This is a genomic window from Thermoproteota archaeon, assembly GCA_003352285.1.
Lineage (GTDB): Archaea > Thermoproteota > Nitrososphaeria > Nitrososphaerales > Nitrosopumilaceae > PXYB01.
Map to the genome: position 1 here is coordinate 587,553 of QQVN01000005.1, position 19,988 is coordinate 607,540.

The 19,988-nt window shown below is 34.2% G+C and carries 20 protein-coding genes, 1 tRNA gene and 1 pseudogene; 9 read left to right on the top strand and 13 right to left on the bottom strand.

Annotation, left to right across the window (positions count from 1 at the left end; all coding sequences use genetic code 11):
• Positions 1 to 57: 57 nt before the first annotated feature.
• From DWQ18_09660 to DWQ18_09675, 4 genes are read left to right on the top strand one after another with little or no spacing between them, the layout of a single operon-like run.
• Complete coding sequence (locus DWQ18_09660) at positions 58 to 1,158, top strand: cobalt-precorrin-5B (C(1))-methyltransferase (protein RDJ33387.1); 1,101 nt, start codon at positions 58 to 60, stop codon at positions 1,156 to 1,158.
• A gap of 35 nt (positions 1,159 to 1,193) precedes the next feature.
• Complete coding sequence (locus DWQ18_09665; protein ID RDJ33388.1) at positions 1,194 to 2,249, top strand: precorrin-3B C(17)-methyltransferase; 1,056 nt, start codon at positions 1,194 to 1,196, stop codon at positions 2,247 to 2,249.
• On the top strand, positions 2,246 to 2,998 hold the full coding sequence (locus DWQ18_09670; protein ID RDJ33389.1) for a sirohydrochlorin cobaltochelatase: 753 nt from the start codon (positions 2,246 to 2,248) through the stop codon (positions 2,996 to 2,998). The genes DWQ18_09665 and DWQ18_09670 overlap by 4 nt, the downstream gene beginning before the upstream one ends.
• Positions 2,988 to 3,626: a precorrin-8X methylmutase gene (locus DWQ18_09675; GenBank protein RDJ33390.1), complete on the top strand. Its 639-nt coding sequence runs from the start codon at positions 2,988 to 2,990 to the stop codon at positions 3,624 to 3,626. Before DWQ18_09670 ends, DWQ18_09675 begins: the two co-directional genes overlap by 11 nt.
• Here DWQ18_09675 and DWQ18_09680 read toward each other — a convergent pair.
• Positions 3,615 to 4,970 (bottom strand): cobyrinate a,c-diamide synthase, encoded by a 1,356-nt coding sequence (locus tag DWQ18_09680; GenBank protein RDJ33471.1) that lies wholly within the window; start codon positions 4,968 to 4,970, stop codon positions 3,615 to 3,617. The two genes, DWQ18_09675 and DWQ18_09680, sit on opposite strands and share 12 nt — an antisense overlap.
• Positions 4,971 to 5,056: 86 nt before the next feature.
• Here DWQ18_09680 and cobO point away from each other — a divergent pair, with 86 nt between their 5' ends.
• From cobO to DWQ18_09695, 3 genes are read left to right on the top strand one after another with little or no spacing between them, the layout of a single operon-like run.
• Complete coding sequence (gene cobO, locus DWQ18_09685) at positions 5,057 to 5,590, top strand: cob(I)yrinic acid a,c-diamide adenosyltransferase (GenBank protein ID RDJ33472.1); 534 nt, start codon at positions 5,057 to 5,059, stop codon at positions 5,588 to 5,590.
• Positions 5,591 to 5,629: 39 nt separating this feature from the next.
• On the top strand, positions 5,630 to 6,433 hold the full coding sequence (locus tag DWQ18_09690) for a S1 RNA-binding domain-containing protein (protein RDJ33391.1): 804 nt from the start codon (positions 5,630 to 5,632) through the stop codon (positions 6,431 to 6,433).
• Position 6,434: 1 nt separating this feature from the next.
• Positions 6,435 to 6,590: an RNA-protein complex protein Nop10 gene (locus DWQ18_09695; protein ID RDJ33392.1), complete on the top strand. Its 156-nt coding sequence runs from the start codon at positions 6,435 to 6,437 to the stop codon at positions 6,588 to 6,590.
• Here the strand turns inward: DWQ18_09695 and DWQ18_09700 are convergent, their stop codons facing one another.
• From DWQ18_09700 to DWQ18_09730, 7 genes and pseudogenes are all read right to left on the bottom strand, one after another.
• Positions 6,591 to 7,091 carry a peptidylprolyl isomerase gene (locus tag DWQ18_09700; GenBank protein ID RDJ33473.1) on the bottom strand — a complete coding sequence of 167 codons (501 nt, stop codon included), beginning with the start codon at positions 7,089 to 7,091 and terminating at the stop codon, positions 6,591 to 6,593.
• 12 nt (positions 7,092 to 7,103) lie between these two features.
• Positions 7,104 to 9,260 (bottom strand): annotated as a pseudogene (locus tag DWQ18_09705) (hypothetical protein).
• A gap of 57 nt (positions 9,261 to 9,317) precedes the next feature.
• Positions 9,318 to 9,773 carry a YbhB/YbcL family Raf kinase inhibitor-like protein gene (locus DWQ18_09710; protein ID RDJ33393.1) on the bottom strand — a complete coding sequence of 152 codons (456 nt, stop codon included), beginning with the start codon at positions 9,771 to 9,773 and terminating at the stop codon, positions 9,318 to 9,320.
• Between the two features lie 35 nt (positions 9,774 to 9,808).
• Positions 9,809 to 10,177 carry a twitching motility protein PilT gene (locus DWQ18_09715; GenBank protein RDJ33394.1) on the bottom strand — a complete coding sequence of 123 codons (369 nt, stop codon included), beginning with the start codon at positions 10,175 to 10,177 and terminating at the stop codon, positions 9,809 to 9,811.
• Positions 10,170 to 11,432 carry a translation initiation factor IF-2 subunit gamma gene (locus tag DWQ18_09720; GenBank protein RDJ33395.1) on the bottom strand — a complete coding sequence of 421 codons (1,263 nt, stop codon included), beginning with the start codon at positions 11,430 to 11,432 and terminating at the stop codon, positions 10,170 to 10,172. Before DWQ18_09720 ends, DWQ18_09715 begins: the two co-directional genes overlap by 8 nt.
• A 31-nt stretch (positions 11,433 to 11,463) precedes the next feature.
• Positions 11,464 to 11,868: a 30S ribosomal protein S6e gene (locus tag DWQ18_09725; protein ID RDJ33396.1), complete on the bottom strand. Its 405-nt coding sequence runs from the start codon at positions 11,866 to 11,868 to the stop codon at positions 11,464 to 11,466.
• Positions 11,869 to 12,063: 195 nt separating this feature from the next.
• A complete protein-coding gene (locus tag DWQ18_09730) occupies positions 12,064 to 12,237 on the bottom strand; it encodes a zinc-domain-containing protein (protein ID RDJ33397.1) in 174 nt (57 codons plus the stop codon).
• 52 nt (positions 12,238 to 12,289) lie between these two features.
• Between DWQ18_09730 and DWQ18_09735 the strand changes: the two genes are divergently transcribed.
• Positions 12,290 to 12,363: transfer RNA gene (locus DWQ18_09735), tRNA-Gly, on the top strand.
• Between the two features lie 2 nt (positions 12,364 to 12,365).
• On the opposite strand, the gene DWQ18_09740 is transcribed toward DWQ18_09735, so the two are convergent.
• The 5 genes from DWQ18_09740 to DWQ18_09760 form a co-directional block, all read right to left on the bottom strand.
• Entirely contained in the window at positions 12,366 to 13,325 is a 960-nt protein-coding gene (locus DWQ18_09740) for a tetratricopeptide repeat protein (protein ID RDJ33398.1), read from the bottom strand.
• Between the two features lie 33 nt (positions 13,326 to 13,358).
• On the bottom strand, positions 13,359 to 13,901 hold the full coding sequence (locus DWQ18_09745; GenBank protein ID RDJ33399.1) for a glutamine amidotransferase: 543 nt from the start codon (positions 13,899 to 13,901) through the stop codon (positions 13,359 to 13,361).
• On the bottom strand, positions 13,902 to 16,751 hold the full coding sequence (locus tag DWQ18_09750) for a hypothetical protein (GenBank protein ID RDJ33474.1): 2,850 nt from the start codon (positions 16,749 to 16,751) through the stop codon (positions 13,902 to 13,904). It lies immediately after the preceding gene.
• A gap of 125 nt (positions 16,752 to 16,876) precedes the next feature.
• On the bottom strand, positions 16,877 to 18,004 hold the full coding sequence (locus DWQ18_09755; GenBank protein RDJ33400.1) for a DNA primase: 1,128 nt from the start codon (positions 18,002 to 18,004) through the stop codon (positions 16,877 to 16,879).
• Positions 17,997 to 19,028, bottom strand: a complete 1,032-nt coding sequence (locus tag DWQ18_09760) for a DNA primase (GenBank protein RDJ33401.1) — start codon at positions 19,026 to 19,028, stop codon at positions 17,997 to 17,999. Before DWQ18_09760 ends, DWQ18_09755 begins: the two co-directional genes overlap by 8 nt.
• 97 nt (positions 19,029 to 19,125) lie before the next feature.
• On the opposite strand from DWQ18_09760, the gene DWQ18_09765 reads away from it, so the two are divergent.
• Positions 19,126 to 19,965 carry a deoxyribonuclease IV gene (locus DWQ18_09765; GenBank protein ID RDJ33402.1) on the top strand — a complete coding sequence of 280 codons (840 nt, stop codon included), beginning with the start codon at positions 19,126 to 19,128 and terminating at the stop codon, positions 19,963 to 19,965.
• Positions 19,966 to 19,988: the final 23 nt, after the last annotated feature.

A 19,988-nucleotide genomic window follows, 5' to 3' on the forward strand; every position in this document is an offset into this window, starting at 1 on the left:
ATTCTTCCAAAAATGTTCTAATTACAAAATTGCTACCGGGAAGAATTAATACTGAATATTCATAACAAAAATGTGACCGAAGAAAATAAAAAATTACGAACAGGCTTCACAACTGGAACATGTTCCACTGCAGCATCCATGGCCTCAGTTTTATCAATTATCTATCAAAAGAAGATAGATTTTGTTGAAGTAGAATTACCTAAAGGTAATTCAATAAGAATTAAAATTCATTCTTGTGTATTTGAGAAAAATTCAGCAAAATGTTCAGTAATTAAAGATGGAGGAGATGACCCAGATGTCACGCATGGAGCAGAAATCGTTGTTGATGTAAGCATTACAGATCAAATTGGTCAAATTCAAATTAATGGTGGAATAGGAGTAGGGATTGTAACTAAGCCTGGTTTAGGATTAGAGATTAACAAACCGGCAATTAATCCAGTCCCAAAAAAAATGATTATTGATAATTTACTGCGTGTAGGAAAAGATTTGTTATCAAGAAAAGGAGTGAATGTAACTATTTCTGTCCCTAAAGGAAAAGAACTTGCTGTAAAAACAGATAACCCACGTCTTGGCATAGTGGGGGGAATATCTATTCTGGGAACTAGTGGCATAGTGATTCCATTTTCTACAGCATCATATGCTGCATCAATAAGACAAAATCTTGATGTCTCTCTTGCAATGGGAGATAAGATTGTGGTGCTCACTACAGGAGGACGTAGTGAAACCTTTGCAAAAAATATTGTAGATTTACCAGAACATTGTTTTGTTCAAATGGGTGATTTTTCTGGATATACTATTCAACAGTGTGCAAAAAAAAATATTGAAAAAGCGTTTGTTGTAGGATTTATTGGAAAATTAGCAAAAATGGCAATGGGTGTAAAACAAACACATGTTAAAGGCTCTAAAGTAGATATGCAGTTTTTAGCTGATTTGGTAAAAAAAACAGGTTCTGATAATACAATTGTAGAGAGAGTAAAAGAAGCAAACACTGCAAGACATGTACTTGAGATAGTGAAAGAATCCAAAAATTCAGATTTTTTTAAGTTGCTGTGCAAAGAGGTTTATTTACAAATGAGAAAACATTCTGAGAACAAAGTGCCAATCGAGATAATTTTGTTTGATTTTGATGGGATAGTTCTAGAAAGATATTCTGAGTAGTAAGGTATTTTATTCAATACAAAACGATCCTGATTGTGGAAAAAATTTCAATTATTGCTATTACAAAAAATGGAATTAAAACTTCATTGAAATTAAAAGAAACATTCCCTAATTGGGAGGCATATGCACCTTCTAAATTCTCAGACAATAATCCAAAAATCAATTGGTTCCTAGAATCGACAACAGAGAAGATAGAGAAATTATTCAAAAACAATGAAGCTATTATTTGCTTATTTTCTTTAGGCGCAGTAATTAGGTTAATTTCTCCACATCTCAAAGATAAAAAAACTGATCCTGCGGTAATTGTAATTGATGATCAATCAAATTTTGTAATCAGTGCACTTTCTGGTCACATAGGTGGCGCAAACAAGCTTACAGAAGACATAGCAAGAAAGATCGGTGCAACACCAGTTATAACAACTGCAGCAGATGTTAACAAAACAATCGCAGTAGATCTAGTAGGAAAAGAGTTTGGTTGGATTATTGATAATGATTCTAATGTAACAAAGATCAGTGCATTTATGGTAAATGAGGAAAAAATTGGCCTGTATCAAGATGCAGGAGAAAGAGATTGGTGGAAAAAAGAATTACCAAAAAACATAGTGGTTTGTTCATCCTTAGAGGAATTAGAGAAATCTAATGCAAAAGCATTTTTGATTATATCCGATAAAAAAATCAAAAAAGAGTTACTCGAAAAATCGGTTGTGTATAGACCAAAAACTTTGGTAGTAGGAGTGGGTCTTCATTGGGATACTTCAAAAGAAACCATAAGAGAAGGTTTAGAGTTCTGTCTTGAAAAATTTAATTTGAGTAAAAAGAGCATTACAAAATTTACTTCAATAAAAAAGAAAGAAGATGTTCAAGGTTTGATAGAAATTGCAAATGAAATGAATGTTTCATTAGTATATGTTCCAAAAGAGGAACTTGCCGATATTACTATACCAAATCCATCTTATGTAGTTAATACATTTGAAGGAACGCCAAGTGTATCAGAAGCTTCAGCAATCAAAGTTTCAGGAGGAAAGTTAGTTGTAGAAAAGCAAAAATTCCCACCTAATCTTACAATTGCAATTGCGAGAATTGAAAAATGAAACGCGGTTTATTGTTAATTGATAGGGGAAGTAGAGAGAAAGAAGCGAAAGAAGAATTAGAGATTATTTGTAAAAAAGTTAAAGAAAAGGGAAATTACAACTATGTAGATTATTGCTTCTTAGAGGTTTTACCACCATTCATTAAAGAAGGAATAGAGAAATCATTACAAAATGAAATGAATACATTAACTCTAGTTCCATATTTTTTGTATCCGGGGAAAAAAGTCAAAGCAGCTGTAACTGATGCCATGAAGTTTCAGGCAAACACAGAGGTAAAATTTCTTGTAACTAAACCAATGACAATGCACAAGACCATGATTGATTTGGTTGATAATAGAATATCTACTACAATGAAAGAAAATTCAGTATCACTACCGAAAAATGATGTTGATGTTTTGATTATTGGTCACGGAAGTAAAGATCCCAATGCACAGATTTCTATAAAATATGTTGTAGATGGTCTTAAATCAACATATAGAAATGTAAATCATTGTTTCTTAGAGATAGAGCAGCCAGATATCCCTCACGGAATAAAGAATGCTGAAGAAAATAATCCAATAATTTTGATTATAGTTTTTTACTTTCTGCATGAAGGCGCTCATGTTAAAAGAGATATTTACGAGGATCTAAATCCTGCACTAAAAAATTCAAAACTCGAAAAAGTGTTTGTAACAAAACATATAGGAACAGATCAAAAAATGATTGACTTGATAATAGAAAGAGCGAAAGAGGTAGAAGATGCAGACTAGAAAAGGTCAATCCATAGAAGATGCGAGTATGGAAATGATCGAGTCAGAGATAGGAAAACATGAATATGATAAAATGGAATGGCCCATAGTAAGAAGAGTAATTCATTCAACTGCAGATTTTGATTTTGCTAAAAAAAATGCAATTGTCTTTCATAAAAATTCAATTAAAAGCGGTATGAATGCACTTGAGAATGGCTGTGACATTGTTGTCGATGTAAATGGGGTTTCAGGATTATTCAATAAACAAAATCTAAAAGATTTTGGAAACAAGATTGTATGTAAAATTTCAGATCAAGAGGTAGTTAGAAAAGCCAAGGAGGAAAATTTGACTAGATCACAACTATCCATGAGGTTATCGAAGGATAGTATGCAAGGTGGAGTAATAGTTGTAGGAAATGCTCCAACTGCGTTACTAGAAGTCATAAAAATGCTAAAAGAAAAGATCATCAGTCCAGCATTAATTATTGGCATGCCAGTGGGCTTTATTTCTGCAGCAGAATCAAAAGAAGAATTACAAAAACTTGACGTTCCCTTTATTTCTAATATAGGTAGAAAAGGTGGAAGTCCGTCTGCATCAGCAATAATTAATGCATTATACAAATTGATTAGAGAAAGTTCATCGCCTTGAATAAGCTAAACTGATATTTGCAAAATTTTGTGCAAATGATGAACTATCAAAATACAAATGGCCATAAGATGCTAATGTGTTATAATTTATCAAGCCATCTTTTTTGTTTTTTATTCCATCACCGATTGATAGGGAATAAGCAAATTTGCTATCAGAAGATAACGAATCAATCTCAGAATAATGAAATTCGTGTCCTTGAAAAATAGAGTTTTTTGGGCCAATCAAGCAATTTGAAGTAATTTTACCCTTTGTATAATTTAATTTCATTTTTTTTGTCATGATGGTTTCTGCATCAAAAACCCCTATCATTTTGAATTTTTTATTGTCATAGGAAATTGAATTTGTAAGATACATTAATCCTCCACATTCTGCATAAATTGGAATTTCATCAACTGCAGCTTTTTTAATTAATTTTTTAATTTGGTAATTTTTTGATAATTTATCCCCTAAAACTTCAGGGAACCCACCACCGATGTATATTCCATCACACTTAGGTAATTTTGTATCGGAAGTTGGACTAAAAAATTTTAGTCGAACACCTTCACGACGTAATGCATCAAGATTATCTTGATAGTAGAAATTAAAGGAATCATCAAGGGCTACTGCGATACTAGTTTTTGTTTTTTTGTGTTTGAAAATTTTTGGGATTGTAATATGAGAAGTATTTTCAGAGACAGTAATTAATTTTTGAATGTCAATATAAGAAGAAATCTCCTTAGCAATTTTAATTATCTTAGTTCGTATAGTTTTATCTTCCTTTGTAGGAATTAAGCCTAAATGTCTTGATGGTAAAGACAATTTTTCATCTTTTGGGATAATTCCAATAATTGGGATCTTTAATGATTCAAGTGATTGTCTGCATAGATTTTCATGCTTTTTACTAGCAATTTTATTGAGAATTATTCCAACGATATGAGAGTTTTTATGAAATTTTTTGTATCCTAATGCAATTGCTCCTAGCGATCGTGCAGTTTTACTAGCATCTAAAACTAAGATGACTGGTGTATCAAGTATGGTTGCTACATGATGAGTACTAGAATAATTAGAAGCTCCTGAGAATCCATCATAATATCCCATTACACCTTCTATGATTGAAATGTCAGATTTTGAATGATTTACAAAGCTTTTTACAAGTTCCTCCTTACCCATTATCCATACATCGAGATTTCGAGTGTTGTTTTTTGCAACTGATGATAAATAACTTGGATCGATATAATCAGGTCCTACCTTAAATGGCTGAATTGAATATCCTTGTTTTTTTAATCCAAAAATTATTCCACAAGTGATAGATGTTTTTCCAACTCCACTTGTTGCACCAGATACTATCAGTCTAGGTATTTTCATTTTGTTTAATGGAATCATTTGAATTTAAATTAATAATAATCTTGATTTTGCCAATCTTATTAGTTAGCGGTGATGATTTAGAAAATATGAGCGATAAAGGCTTAGTTATAGTCTATACAGGTAAAGGAAAAGGAAAAACTACTGCAGCATTAGGTATGGCACTACGTGCAATAGGTTATAATCATAAAGTTTGCATGGTTCAGTTCATCAAGGGTTCATGGCATTATGGGGAGATGAGTTCATCAAAACGACTCGAACCAGAATTTGAAATGACTGCAATAGGGAAGGGTTTTGTTGGTATAATTGATGATAAAAGTCCAAAGGAAGATCATCAAAAAATTGCAAATGAAGCAGTCAGAATATCGAAAGAAAAAATTCTATCAAAAAAGTATGATTTAGTGATTCTTGACGAAATTAATTATGCAGTAAATTTAGATTTAGTAAAAACTGGTGATATTTTAGATTTAATTAAATCAAAACCAAATAATGTCAATCTAGTTTTGACTGGAAACTATGTAAAACCTGAGATAATTGAAGTAGCTGATTTGGTTACTGAGATGAAAGAGGTAAAACATCCTTTTCAATTAGGAATAAAAGCAAAGAAGGGTATCGATTTCTAACTAGCAACATTAAATTACCAACAAAAAATTTTACTGCCAATGTCTACTGAAACTCAAGAATTACCAGAACAAGGAGAAATTATCCTAGCAACAATAACCAAAGTAATGGATCATGGGGCATATGTTACCCTTGATGAGTATAATGGAATTCAGGGTTTTTTACATGTCTCAGAAATTGCTCCTGGATGGATTAGATCTGTTGGAAAATTTGTTAAACAAGGAGAAAAGAAAGTTTTACTAGTCAAGAGAGTAAATTCTGAACGCGGAGATATTGATTTATCACTAAAGCAGGTTTCTACTGATCAAAAAAAGCGAAAGCTATTAGAAGCAAAAAGATTTGAAAAAGGAAAAACTCTAATCAACAGTGTTAAAGAAAGTGCAAAACTTTCAGATAATGATGTAGAAAAAATAGAAGAAGCGATTTATGCAAAATATGATTCTATTTACGATGCATTTTTAGATATTGCTAGAAAAGGCGAATCAGTTTTAAATGAACTAAAGATTTCAAAAAAAATTGCCACAGCAATCAAAGATGTTTGTGAAAAAATTAGACTCCCATCAGTAGAGATTAGAGGCATATTGGAATTAACAAATAACCAACCGGATGGTGTAGAGGTTATCAAAAAAATACTACTTGATGTGATAAAAAAAGAAAAAGAATCTAACGTACAGATTACATATTTAGGTGCACCAAAATATAGAATATCAGTATCTGCTCAAGATTTCAAATCAGCTGAGAGATCATTAAAGCCGATAATTGAAGAGATACAAAAATCCATAGAAAAGAAGAAAGGTTCATTCAAATTCAGTAGAGAAGAATCAAAAAAGACAAGAGAGACATAAAATGCATTTTCAACTTCGTAAATGTCAAAAGTGTAATATCTATACACTAAAGATGAAATGTTCAAAGTGTGAAACAGATACTTACTCGGTTCATCCTGCAAAATTTTCACCAGATGATAAATACATGAGATATCGACTAGCTGAAAGATACGAATAGTTATTTCTCAATTATAGTAATTTTTTCAATTTTTGCCGAGTCAATATTTATTGGATGATCAAATTCATTTGTTTCTAAAGAACCAATTTGATCAACTACTTCTTGTCCAGAAATTACTTCACCAAATATAGTATACTGCCCGTCTAACCACGGAGAATCTCCTAACATTATAAAGAATTGAGAGCCTGCACTGTTAACATCAGCTCCTCTAGCCATAGAAACAATGTATTTTTTGTGCTGTAAGTCACTAAATTCTGGAGAAATTGAATAACCGGGTCCGCCAGTTCCCCACGTATCAGGAGAACCTGAAATAGTATTTGGATCGCCCCCTTGAATTACAAAGCTAGGTATGATTCTATGGAAAATTGTTCCATCATAAAATCCAGATTTTGCTAATTGAACAAAATTATCCACTGTTTTTGGCGCAATGTCATCTTTGAATTCAATAGTAATCTCACCTAATGTTGTTTGTAAAACTGCTAATTCTGTTTTGGATTGTATAGTTGGAATATCGTCAATTAAAGTCGGATTATAGTTTTTATTAATTTCATAAATTAAAACACCGCTAATAGGACCTGGTGATTCACGATTTAGAGAAGGTGATTGATACACAAGTCTTAAAGGTCCATCACTATCAGAAGGATATTTCACATCTTTAATGTAAATTGGAGTATATCCAGGCGAATAAGATTCAATCTGCAAGTTATTTGCAAAGTTAACATATGCAACTGGTGTAAATGGGAACATTTTTCCTAAGATGGTATCATTCCAGAAAAGATCAGTTCCACTCATACCATCAGCAAATAGGTATTTTGATAATGGTTCGCCAGCAATTCGGATGAACCATTGTTTTTTGCTCTCATCTGCGCCCCCAGTGAGAAGATATATCTCGGTAGGTTCAGATTGAATCTTTTGGGCTGCAACATAGACTAGAACATAATCTGCATCTAATTCTTGTAATAGATTCCAAGCTTCATCTGGTGAACTTAGAAACATTTGGGCAATTTTTTTAATTTGCCAATCAATTAACGTAGCATTATCTGCAAGCGATATTCTTTCCCCAAGTGTTGTGATCCAATAACCATAATCCCACCAAGATGCTACAACTGCATCTTGAGGAGTATTATTTTTTATCCAATCCATTGCATGTGGCCAATCAGTAGTAGCGATGTTAAATTGGGTTCCGCCATTAAGTAATGTAGGTGGAGCTTTTACTGCATTAATCCATGTTGCATTTACTGGGAGGATTACAGGTGAAATTAAAAATCCAATAATGATTATTGTAAAACTTATTTTTGTTATACTTTTAGAAGTGGAGGCAAACTTTTTCCCGTCTTTTTTAAATGAAAAAATTTCCGAAGATAATATAGCTAATGCTATTGAGGCAAGAATTAAAATTCCTACAGATGCAAAAATTTCCAGCCTAATGAATGCTGAACTGATATAGGCACCCATCATACCTATTATCAAAGAAAATACAATCATATCTTTTTGAAGAAGAATTGAGGAATATTTCTGATTTTTTCTTAAAATTAACCAGATCCCTAATCCAGCAAAAATCATAAGTATAGATTGGAAGTAAAAAGATTGATCCAATGTAGTAGTTGCATGCTCTGCTACTGAATCAATTAGTGGGTCTGTAGTTGTTAGAAAAGGATTGACTGCATTAAGATATCTATAAGTTGGAATTGTCACAATTCTTTCAGAATAATGAAGTGTGGAATTATAGATAATGAAGAAGCTAGCTAAAAGGATACAACCAACTAGAAATATTACAGCATTTCTTTTTCCATGATTTTTAGAAATTTTCATTATGAAAATTGATATTATCATAAAGATTGTCGGTCCAATAAACACTAAACCACCTAAACCAGTTACAAAACTAGGACCAGGTCGAGGTAGAGAAGCTGCAATAATCAGCGAGGTTATTACAAAAAATGGAATAGACCAAAGAAGAAAATTATAATCTTTTCTCAAAAAAGGTAAAGTCAAAAAATAAAGTCCCAAAGGAAGAATAAAGAATTGAATTCCTCCCCAAGAGGATAGTCCAAATACTAAGAAAATTCCTGCAGCAATAATTTTTATGGCTGTTATTTTTTGGTTTTTAGATTTTATTGCACTCAAAAAAAAGTATATCCCTAATAATCCATAAAAAAGTCCTAAAGGTTCTGATTTGAACCATCCAATAGTTCCTCTAATAATTATTGGTACGGATATAGAAAATATTAACGATGCAAAGAGGCCTGCTGTTGTTCCGCCAATAACACGAACAAGTCCAAAAACTACAATTGCTGTAAATGCGCCAAAGACTACTGGAAAGACTATTGTAAAATCATAAAGTGAATGTCCAGCATTAAAAATTGGATAAAGAGATGCTGCTGTAAGATGTAACATTACTTGAGATGTTTCTGATACATTTCTTCCATGTGGATGCCAACTCATATCATCATGCCAATCAAAGTAGGCAGCGTATCCATTTTCTAAGATAAATTCTGTAGCACGAAAATTGAAGAATGGATCAAACTCATTTAGTTCAAAGCCATAATCAGCTGCTTGAGAACGAATAAGAATTGAAATTGTAAATGAAAGAGAGAGTATCCCTATGATTAATAGATGTTGTAAACGAAAATCAAATTTTCCAACTGAGAATAGTTTAGCGTTTGATAGCAATTATGATGACTGAAAAAGATTGGCTTATTACTCTTTTCCGTATTTGGGCACGAACAATTATGGTGAAAAAGTTCCTTTGAGTACAGCTTCATCCAAAATACAGTTTTTCATGGAACTCTCAAGCTCAGATTTAGTGGCACCTTTTGGAATTGATAATTTTTTGTTTAAAGAATACAATGTGAATATGTAGGTATGTTCTTTATCAGGGGGAGCAGGTCCACCATATCCATATTCGCCAAAATCATTTTTCCCATCAACCGAATTGGAAGGAGTGGTAGATTCTGGAATTTCTTTTGTAGAAGGATCTATGTTCCATAAAACCCAATGAACCCAAATTTTTCCAACTGCCCCCATAGCATCCGGATCATCCATGATTAGAGCTAAAGATTTTGCATCAGATGATACTCCACTGATTTTTAGATGTGGACTAACATTTCCATGTTTGTATCCAAATTTTTTTGGAATTTTTTGTCCATTAGAAAACGAATTACTTTCAAGTTTAAGATTTCCCAATACAGATTAAATCAACTTGGACAAGTTAAATTTTTCTAATTTTCTAACACTATTCTGTCGTTTGAAAATGAAATTACTGAACCTTTATTTTCTTTGATTTTGTTCTTTAGGTCCTTATCCATTGTGGCTATAATTCCCCCATTATTTTTTACATAAAGAATCATTTCTTTATCTGCAAATTTTCCATCTAAAGGAATTATCCTGAATTTTTTAATATATCGAAGGGTTATTGATGCGTTATTTTTTTTTGTTTCATTAGACAGTAATTGATTTAATTCATTTATCACTACAGTTGGGACTACAAATTGTATCTGTCCAATTTCAGTATCAAGTTGAGATAAATTCTTAATTCTTTTTGTAGCTAAATGAATTAAAAAACTAGTATCACAGATAACGTCAACCAATGACGCCTGCACCAATTAATCTCCATCTATCTGCAATTCTTCTACTGATTGCGATGTTTCCACCTTCAAAGAGACAAACAGGTCTTCTAAATTCCACTTGAATTTGTTCAGAGTTTACTTTGGTTACCTTAGATAATACTGGTGCAGTGCCAACATTGAGACGAAGTGCCTCACCATTCTGTATTGGCAAAACCTTTGTATCATCAGTTGTTCCTACTGCAGAATCAAAGAGACTCACTTGAAAACTTGCAGTAGTTGAATTTTCAGGTAACGTTCCAGGTTTTCCTATTACTGAACCAATAAAAGAATCACTTCTAGTTAATGACGGATCTAGTTTTGTTCCAATAGCTACTAGACCGCCAGGTTTTACGGATTCAACTATTCCTGCAGATGTCCCTAATGAAACAATTTCAGTTTGAATTGGTTCATACAATTTCTTTTTTTCATTTAATATTCCAGGTTTAATTTCAATTTCATCACCAACCTGAAATGTTCCCTCAGTGAGACTGCCGCCAATTACACCACCTTTAAGATCTTTAATTTTAGAACCGGGTTTGTTTACATCAAAAGATCTAAGAACATGCATGACTGCATTTTTTGATTCATCACGTTTTGGTGTTTCTATAGTTGATTCAATGGCTCCAATCAATGCATCAATGTTAAGTCCGGATTGGGCAGATATTGGAATGATAGGGGATTTTGCTGCTTTTGTTCCTTTGACAAAATTTGTTATATCAGAATAATTTGAGAGTGCATCTTTGTAGGAGACAAGATCTACTTTATTTTGTACAACAACAATTTGTTTAATTCCTAATGTTTCAAGTGCTAAAAGATGTTCTTTGGTTTGAGGTCTTGGCACTTTTTCATTTGCAGAGACCACAAGTAATGCTCCATCCATTAATGCAGAGCCAGATAACATATTTGCCATAAGACTTTCGTGTCCAGGACTATCTACAAAACTTACAACACGTGTAAGCTCGCTTTCTTTACCACAGTTCGGGCATTTTGGTGTGGTAGAATATCCCAATGGTTCCTCACAGTTTTTACATTTGTAAAAAGCGGCATCAGAATATCCAACACGAATTGTAATTCCTCTCTTTAACTCTTGACTATGAACGCTAGTCCATGAACCAGTTAGAGCTTGAATTAATGTTGTTTTACCATGATCAACATGACCGGCAGTTCCAATATTGACACAGGGTTGATATCCATATTTTTTGATATACCATTCAGGAAGAGTTTCTTTCCAATGCAACGATCAGAATCTAAAAGCGGTATATGTTAATCTATTCCTTTTTTTCTTCTTTAGCATCAGCAGGAGTTTCTTCTGGTGCTGCCTGTTCAACAGGGATCTCTCCATCAAATTTACAATTAATCTGGTAAATTTCTTCAGATAATGTATTTCCACGTACAAGTTTTCTGATTCTTTGTCCCTTTTCAGCTTGTTGTAATCCAACTCCTTTTGATAACATTACATATTTTCTTGCGCTGCCATGAACATCCTGACGCATTGGAACGCCAGACTTGTCACTTCCTCCAGTAATCTTCATCTTTCCAGATAGTCCAACTATGGCGGCATCAGTATCTTTTCCAATTGGTAATCCCACAAGAGGATGAGCATCGCTATCTTTGAGCTCCTTTGAGATGGATTTCCCTTTTTTGTCAGATACTGTAAGCTTGAAATTTACCAAGTATTCAAAAAAAATTTTGTTGGACTAATTAACCTTTGGAAATAATTTTTAAAGTAAAAACCCCATTCTTTCTTATGGATGACATTTCCTGTCCAAGATGTGAGAATAAGATGGTTAACATGCAAGCATGTCATATGATTTGTCCTAATTGTGGGGCACACCTAGATTGCTCAGATAAAGGAAATTATTGGTAAATTAGAAACCAGGTCTTTTTGGAATATAGTCAGATGCCATATTAACTGCTTGATCTTTCATAATTTCTAGATAGTCATCATAGGTTGCCTCAAAGTTGCAGTGTGGGCATTTTACTTTGATCATTTCATCATCTAATATTGCAGCCTTTTCACATTCTGGGCATCTGGCATCCATAGAATTAGTGTCACATCAAACTATATAATCATAATTTTCAAAAAAATGCTGCGCGGAGTTAGTCTAGCTCGGTATGACGCCAGCTTCCCAAGCTGGAGGTCGCGTGTTCAAATCCCGCACTCCGCATTTTACAATTCTGCAATTGCTTGTTGAATTGATTTTTTATCTTTAGCATTTGGAGTATGTGAAAGGTAGTTTTCTAAATCCTTTTTTGCATCACTTTTTTTGTCTTGCTCTAATCTAACTATACCACGATTTTTGTAAATAGGGCCATTACGATGAGGATTAATTTCAATTGCTTTTGTGTAAAATTTTTCTGCTAATTGATATTGCTTACTTTTTAGATAATAATTTCCCAAACCACGATATGCCAAGAAATTTCTATTGTTAATCTCAATTGATTTTTTGTAGTAACTTTCACATTCGCTTGAATTTGATTCATTTAGAATTGAGCCCAATAATGAATAAGCAGTTGAGTTTTTTGGATCTAACTCAATTGCTTTTTTTAATGAATCAATTGCCTCGGGTTTTTTATTTGAGAGGTTTAATCTCTCTGAATTAAAGCATAATTTGTTTGATTTGTTGTTATTTTCATTGATTGATTTTAATTCAGAGATAATGTCTGATGTTGCAATAATTATCATTAAGTTTCCATCTTCAGACCACAATTCATTGAATTTTTTTTCTGGAATAACACCCATTTGAAAAGAGCCTTCTTTGTCAGTTTGAGGAATATAATGAATGATAGTTTTTTCATCGTCGTCGTATCCAGAAATAACTGATGCATGTTGTATAGTTTCATGGATTCCAGGAAGAATTACAATCGGTGGAATTCCCATGTCAATCATTTTTTTTAATTCAGAAACATTAGAACGCAGGATTAATGTAGATAAACCGTGTCTTTCAGCAAGTTCTATTCCTTCAATTAGGATGCTGCCGTTAACGTTTGGATATTTTTTGGCAATCTCTATGGCTTCTGATAAGGGCAGATCCACATTCCAATATTTTGATACAACATTTACTGCTAGTGGCAGGCAGATGTTTTCTTCATCCACAATTGGTAGTATCAAATCATGAGTTGATTCCATCGGTTAGAAGACTATTTCAGTCATTAAAAATGTTCAGAGATTACAGAAATTTTCAATAATTTTATGACCATCTGGACTCATTTCAGGATGGAATTGGGTTCCAAAAATTTTGGAATCTCTGTACCAAATTATTTCATTGTTACAACGCTTTGATCTTCCAATGGGAATAATGTGGTTACCTAGTTTTGATATTTCGTAATTATGGCTTTCAAATACTGAAATTTCTCCAATGCAAAGTGGATTTTTCTGTAGGATGGAAACATTTTCATCGCCTTTGTGAATAGATGTCATTTTTTTTATTGTGCCACCTGCTGTTAATGCTAAAATTTCTGCCCCATAACATATACCAAGAAGGGAATTTTTATTTGAAATTGCATGCTTTATGATTGCTGTGTTTTTTGCATTCATTTGTGAATTATTGTTTCGTCTTCCAGAAAGAATGAATGTTTCATATTTTTGTAATTCATCTTGAGATATTTTATCATGTGTAGAAACATGATAAGGCCTGTTAAGATTTGAAAGAAATTCTAAAAGATTTTTTGTGTAAACAGAGCCGTTATCCACAACCAGTAGCAACTAGCTACCTACCTCAATTGTGATGTAGTGCATCTCTGGAATGTTATCTTTTACGATAATCGTTCCAAAGTTGAATACTTTGTTGTCCTTCCACATGAAAACCCTATCACTTCTTGGTTTGATAAAGTCATCAATGAATTGAGAGACTAACTTTTCAGTATCCTCGCGTTCTGCATCACTGTAAAAGAAGATCTCACCTTCCTTGAAAGACAATGGAATCATTATCGCTGTTGGTTCAACAATCGATAACCCTTCTTCTTCAAATAACGTTCTTAACAGTTCTATTCGATCATCCTTTCCAAGCTCTATTGCTTGAGCACTAGGAGAAGAAGGTGTGGATTTTATTCCAGATAATTTTTGAAGATAGGCCTCAAACGCTGCTTGTTGTGTATTGCCTAATCCTACATAGTATTCACCATCAAATGCTGCACCAACTGCTGCAATAGTTCCTAATTGAGCCACTACTCCACCAGCACCTGCAGTATACACTGGAATAAAGTAAGTATCATGAACACCAACATGATACAGGATATTATCACCAATTCTTGGAGTTCTCAACAATGTTTTAAGCTGTGCAAAGTCTGGATCTCTATCTAGTGCTTCCCTTACTGCTGTAGGTCCAATGAGTTTTGTTGTAGAGTTTAGAGGAACTTCATAGAATTGCATCTTACCCAAGTTTGGAAGATCATTTTCTACAATCATGAATCCAGCAAGGTTTCTACCTTGAGAGCCCTTAAGCTCTAATGACAACAAGCCGATAAATTCTGGTTTTTCAAAACCAGGAGGTTTTGCTTGGATATAGTATGTATCAAGACCTCTTGGGATTTCGTAGAATTGATTTGCCTGAATGAATGTTTCTGCATTAGTTACATGGTAAAAGTTGTACATACCAGTCTTCCAATTGAATAGCTCTACAGGATATCTGATCTGTTTTTCAAGCCAAGCAGGAATCTTTTCGAATTTATTTCCATATTGACTCTCAAACATTTGTGTGAAAAAGTCATCACCTACCTTTAGCAATCTGATTTCACCATTGTAGGAATCAATTAGTCCGTACCCAACCAATCTGATGTAATGATTACCTGATGACCATGGTACATCGTTTGCTTTTACTCCAAAGATTAATGGTACTAACCAGTATGAATTCTGTCCATCAGTAACTGGATATGCATCTAGCTCTCTACCAAAAAAGTCATAGACAAAGTATGGGTATAACAACTCCATTCTTTGATTGATGTCTTTGTAACGATTAATGTGGACTGATTCGGCTGGGAAGGATAGCAAAAAGTTTGGCTCAAATATCCAGCTAAGAGGTGGCGATACTTCTAATCCACCAGTTCCAGAATAAAATGCTCCACCTAGTTCTGCACTTTCAGTACGACTGGTTGGATATGCAGACCAAGTTTCTTCCAGTAATCCACCCTCACCATAGTAGATTGCCCTCTGCTTGAAGAATTTTGCACTGTCTATGATTTGTCCATTTGAAGCATCTAAGGTCAGAAATCCATTAGGAACATGTGTGTATACGAGATGTTCATTATACCATCTATTTTCTAAACTCACAGAATCTGGCAATCTTGGCTTCATTGAAGCAGTCCAGTATAATGTATTGTTAAATCGCAGAATATCATTATCTTCAAAATCTACATATGGAATTAAACCAATTTCAGGCTTTAATTTTGCAAAAGCTGCATCCCAGTCCCAAATACGAATTACATTAAGGACATCACTATTTTCTTTAACATAATTTTTGATATTATTTGGCGAGACAGATTCTAAATGGACTTCGTGTTTGTTTTCTTGAATTTTATCTAGCTCACCAAGGTATCTGTTGACGCTGATTTGCTGAGCAGTGTATGGTCCAAGATACTCTATCTTTCTTGCATCAGCAATACTATTGTTGACTGAAACTAGAGCTCCAACTATAATTGCAATTGCAATTATTGTTAATACACGAATATACACATCTCTTTTTAGCATGTGAGTTAGAACGCGGGCTCGAATTCTATCGGTCACTGAGAATGCAATTAGTGCAAAGCCAATGACCAGAGTTCCTGCAATGGAGTAACGAGTGTTGTAATCAATCTGTTCAGTAAAGAAGAGATTAAAGGCTGCCCACAATACACCGATTCCAATTATTGCCTCAATAGTTGAGACATAGTTTAGGTATCTTGGTTTTCCTTCTGTTGTATCTTGAATGTAAGATGTAATTACGTTAATGATTGAATGTAATCCTACATACAGAACAAGTCGTAAACCAATTGCTGCCAAGATTGGCGGAATCAAAATTAGTAATGCAGGCATCATTGGGATTACATTTTCAACTGCATAGCTTCCATCAGTTGGTGGGGTGACAAATGGTAATGAGAATAATGTGGGGAGAGTTTCAACACCCATTGTATTGCCATCGATAAATGACATTACTGCTAGACCAAATAGGACATTTGCAAAGAATGCACCAAACAAGAAGATTTTCGTAATCTGCCAGACTACAAACTGTACTGGGCTAAGCTTGTAGTCTCTATAACTTGAGATGTTTTTAGCTACTGGGTCTTGTGGGGAACGATTAAGAAATGAAATAGCTGTGTTAATGGCATACCAAAAGATGGAAGATCTCTTTAGAATGTTAACACGAATTAAGGCAATGGCTGATAATACTAGTGCGCCTACAATTGAATAGTAAACTGGTTTTGTAAAGTCAGTCTCAAACTCACTCATGTTCATTGAGAGAACTACACCTTGGTTTCCAACGATAACCAAGATTACTAGACCTATGATGCCGACTATACCCCATCGGATGTACTTTCCGGCGTCTGGTGGCGGAGTGTTATCAGTAGATGCGCTATACAAAATCAACCTAAGTTGAGGTGTCGTACATTAATGTCTTACCAGTTTTTTGAGGCTAGATGTTGGTTTTACAAAAAAATTTGAAATTAATCAAAATTTTCTTTTAATTTTCTAGAATTATACAAGAACTAGGCTGCTGTAGCAAGTCCTTTACAGATCATGTATACTGCAACAAATTTGGGAACTGTAACCTTTTGGTTATCATATGGTCCAAATTTCTTATTTTTTAGCCTAAACTGGATTGGGCATTTTGCCAAAACCTCTACGCTTGACTCATCCAAAAAGCACGCATCAAAATACGGGTTAAATTCATCAAGATTCTTGCAGAATGCCTTTGAGAGTCCACTCTTACTATTCAGTGAGCCAGGCAGACGAAATATTCTGTGAATATCCATTGTTACATTTGGATCAATTCTTACTCCTATTTTGTTTGATAATGTTTGAATTTGGTTTTGAAATGATGAATAGCCGTTTGGATCCTTGATAATCTCTGAGATGATTTTTGATTTTTTTGACTTTGAGCCAAAGATCTCCTTTGAGACTCGCCCCCGCCATCCTGACTCGTCTAGTTCTGGAAAAGATGAGCGCTCTGGCTTGAATTTTTTCATGCCAAATGTTTCTGGAATTGCTCCCCTAAACATAATGTAATCAGAGAGCTCTGCTCTTTCCTTTGATCCTAATTTTTGATATTGGGAATCATACACATAAACATGGAAACCGTCATTTCCAGAAAAATAGATGTGAATGTTTTCTTTTGGAATACCAAGATCATTTGTAAGAATTGATACCAGTCGTTTAACTTCGGTCTTTGCCATTGAAACGCAGTTATTGCATGTTAAAGGCACCTGAGAGATTTTAGTGGAATTACATGATGGACATTCTAAATTGTGTGTAGATATTTTTTGACATTGATTACACTTTGTGCACGTGTGTTGGCTTCGGCATTCTAGTTTGAGATCCTTTGCATCAATATCAAATATTAGATCAGCCTCTTTCCAATCCTTTTCATTCATTGGTAAATTTGGAAAGGAATAGTATGCATTGGAACAATATACATCTGAAGGTGTATTTTGCATTAACAGTAGATGTAATTCCTTGTCATTTTTTATTGTGAGATGTCGGATCATCCCAGAGTCAAACTTTTGGTAACCAAACTCTCGTTCCTCTGTCTTTTCTGGAACTCGAATCATTTTGAAATTTTCAAAATAATATTTTTTGAAGACTTCTTCTACAAGTTTTTTATCATTATCAAGCATTAACTGTCTTTTTTCCAAACTGTAGTGGATTAATTATGTTATCACATTGAGGAATAGCATAACAGAGATTTTGTCCCTTTAATTTTTCACAAGATGGACAAGAATACTTTGTTGCACTGCCTGATTCTCCAGCAAGATGATTTAGCTGATAGAGTGTAATCTTTTCATTATAGTCTGGTGCGTTTTTAAAGAGCGGAGCAATCTGCTCTACGGTCTGCCCACGTGACAAAAGAAATGTTGCAAGCATGAATCTACCTGAATGTGGAAGGTTTTCTCCTTTCTCTAGTACCTCTATTGCATGCTTGATACATGGCGGATACTCTGTAGTGATTACAGTTGTAGTTGAGAACTTTTTTGCCATTGTGACTAGTTTTTGTACGGGTTGGTCAAAAGCACCCCCAATTGGCGGAGTGTTTACTGATAGAATTTTTGAGTTGATGTAATTTCCTAGCTCCTTTCGTACCAGCCTGACTGTCTCATGGGGACTAAGATAGACGTATCCGTCATCTACTTTACGATTGACAAGCTTCCATTCTCTTTCATGAAAATGCACAGAATGTGTAAGGTAATCAGATACTGGAATCACATAGTTGTCGTTTATCTTTTTTACATTTACAGAAAAGAGATCGCTTAGAATTTTAATTGAGAGTTCTTCCTTTGATTTGTTTGAGATGCTTGCAAGATCCTTTTCAAGAAATTTTTCGGCACGCCTTGCCTCGGCAAGTGCAAATCTTTTGATGAGTGTGTACATTCCACTCTGTTTTAGCAAAACAACTGCAATTAAAAATGAAAATACCTCCATTGGTAATACTGAATCACTTGAAACCTGCTCCCCTTGAAGATCAGATTTGTAAATTTGGCCATTTGCAGCCACTTCAATTCTATGAAATGCCTTGTCTACAATTAGTTTAAGATCAGGATCTTTGCTAAACTGCTCCAATGTGAATCCTTTGTCTTTTAGGTACTGGCCTGCATCAGCTAAGAATGGATACTTTGCCATCTCATCCTGACCTAGATTTATCATTGGTTTTTCTTTACCATCTTTACATAAAAATCTGGTTTATGGATAACTTGATAATTTTAAAAGCGGGTTTAAATTATGCGTACTGCAAAAAAATTTCATGCAGATTGGCTGTCATGTTTCGATCTCTGGTGGTGTAAACAATGCAGTTGATAATGCAGTAGAGAGAAGTTGTAGTGCATTTCAAATTTTTACGCGAAACCCAAGAGGGTGGAATGCAAAGGAGTTGCCTGAAAAGGAGATCTCTGATTTTAAGAAGAAGCTAAAAGCAAGCGATATTGAAAGATTGGCAACATGTGCGCACATGCCGTATTTGCCAAATCTGTCTTCCCCAAAGAAGGATTCACTCAAAAAATCAGTTGATGCGATGATTAACGAGGTAAAGCGATGTGGAAAACTGGGAATCCCCTATCTAGTAACACATCTTGGTAGCCATTTGGGAACTGGTGAGGAAGAGGGAATAAAACGACTAGTTGCCTCATTAAAGGAAGTTGCAGAAGTGGACAATGATGTTATGATTCTATTAGAGAATACGGCTGGGCAAAAAAATTCAGTTGGTTCTGAGTTTGAGCAGCTTGCAGAAATATTTTTTGAACTAAAGCCAGCAAAGAGGTTTGGCATCTGTATTGACACATGTCATGCATTTGTTGCAGGATATGATCTACGTACAGAAAAGGCGGTAAATGATACATTTTCAAAATTTGAGAAAGCTATTGGATTTGAGCACTTGAAGATTCTTCATCTAAATGATGCAAAGGGGGAAATTGGCTCAAGACTGGACAGGCATTATCATATTGGTTTGGGACAGATTGGGGAGAAAGGAATGAGCGCTGTGATTAAAATGGCAAACAAGAAAGAGATACCAATAATTTTGGAGACGCCAATTGATGATGTACGAGATGATTTTGAGAATATCAAAAAGGCAAAAAAACTTGCATAGGATTTTATTTCATTAAACTTTCG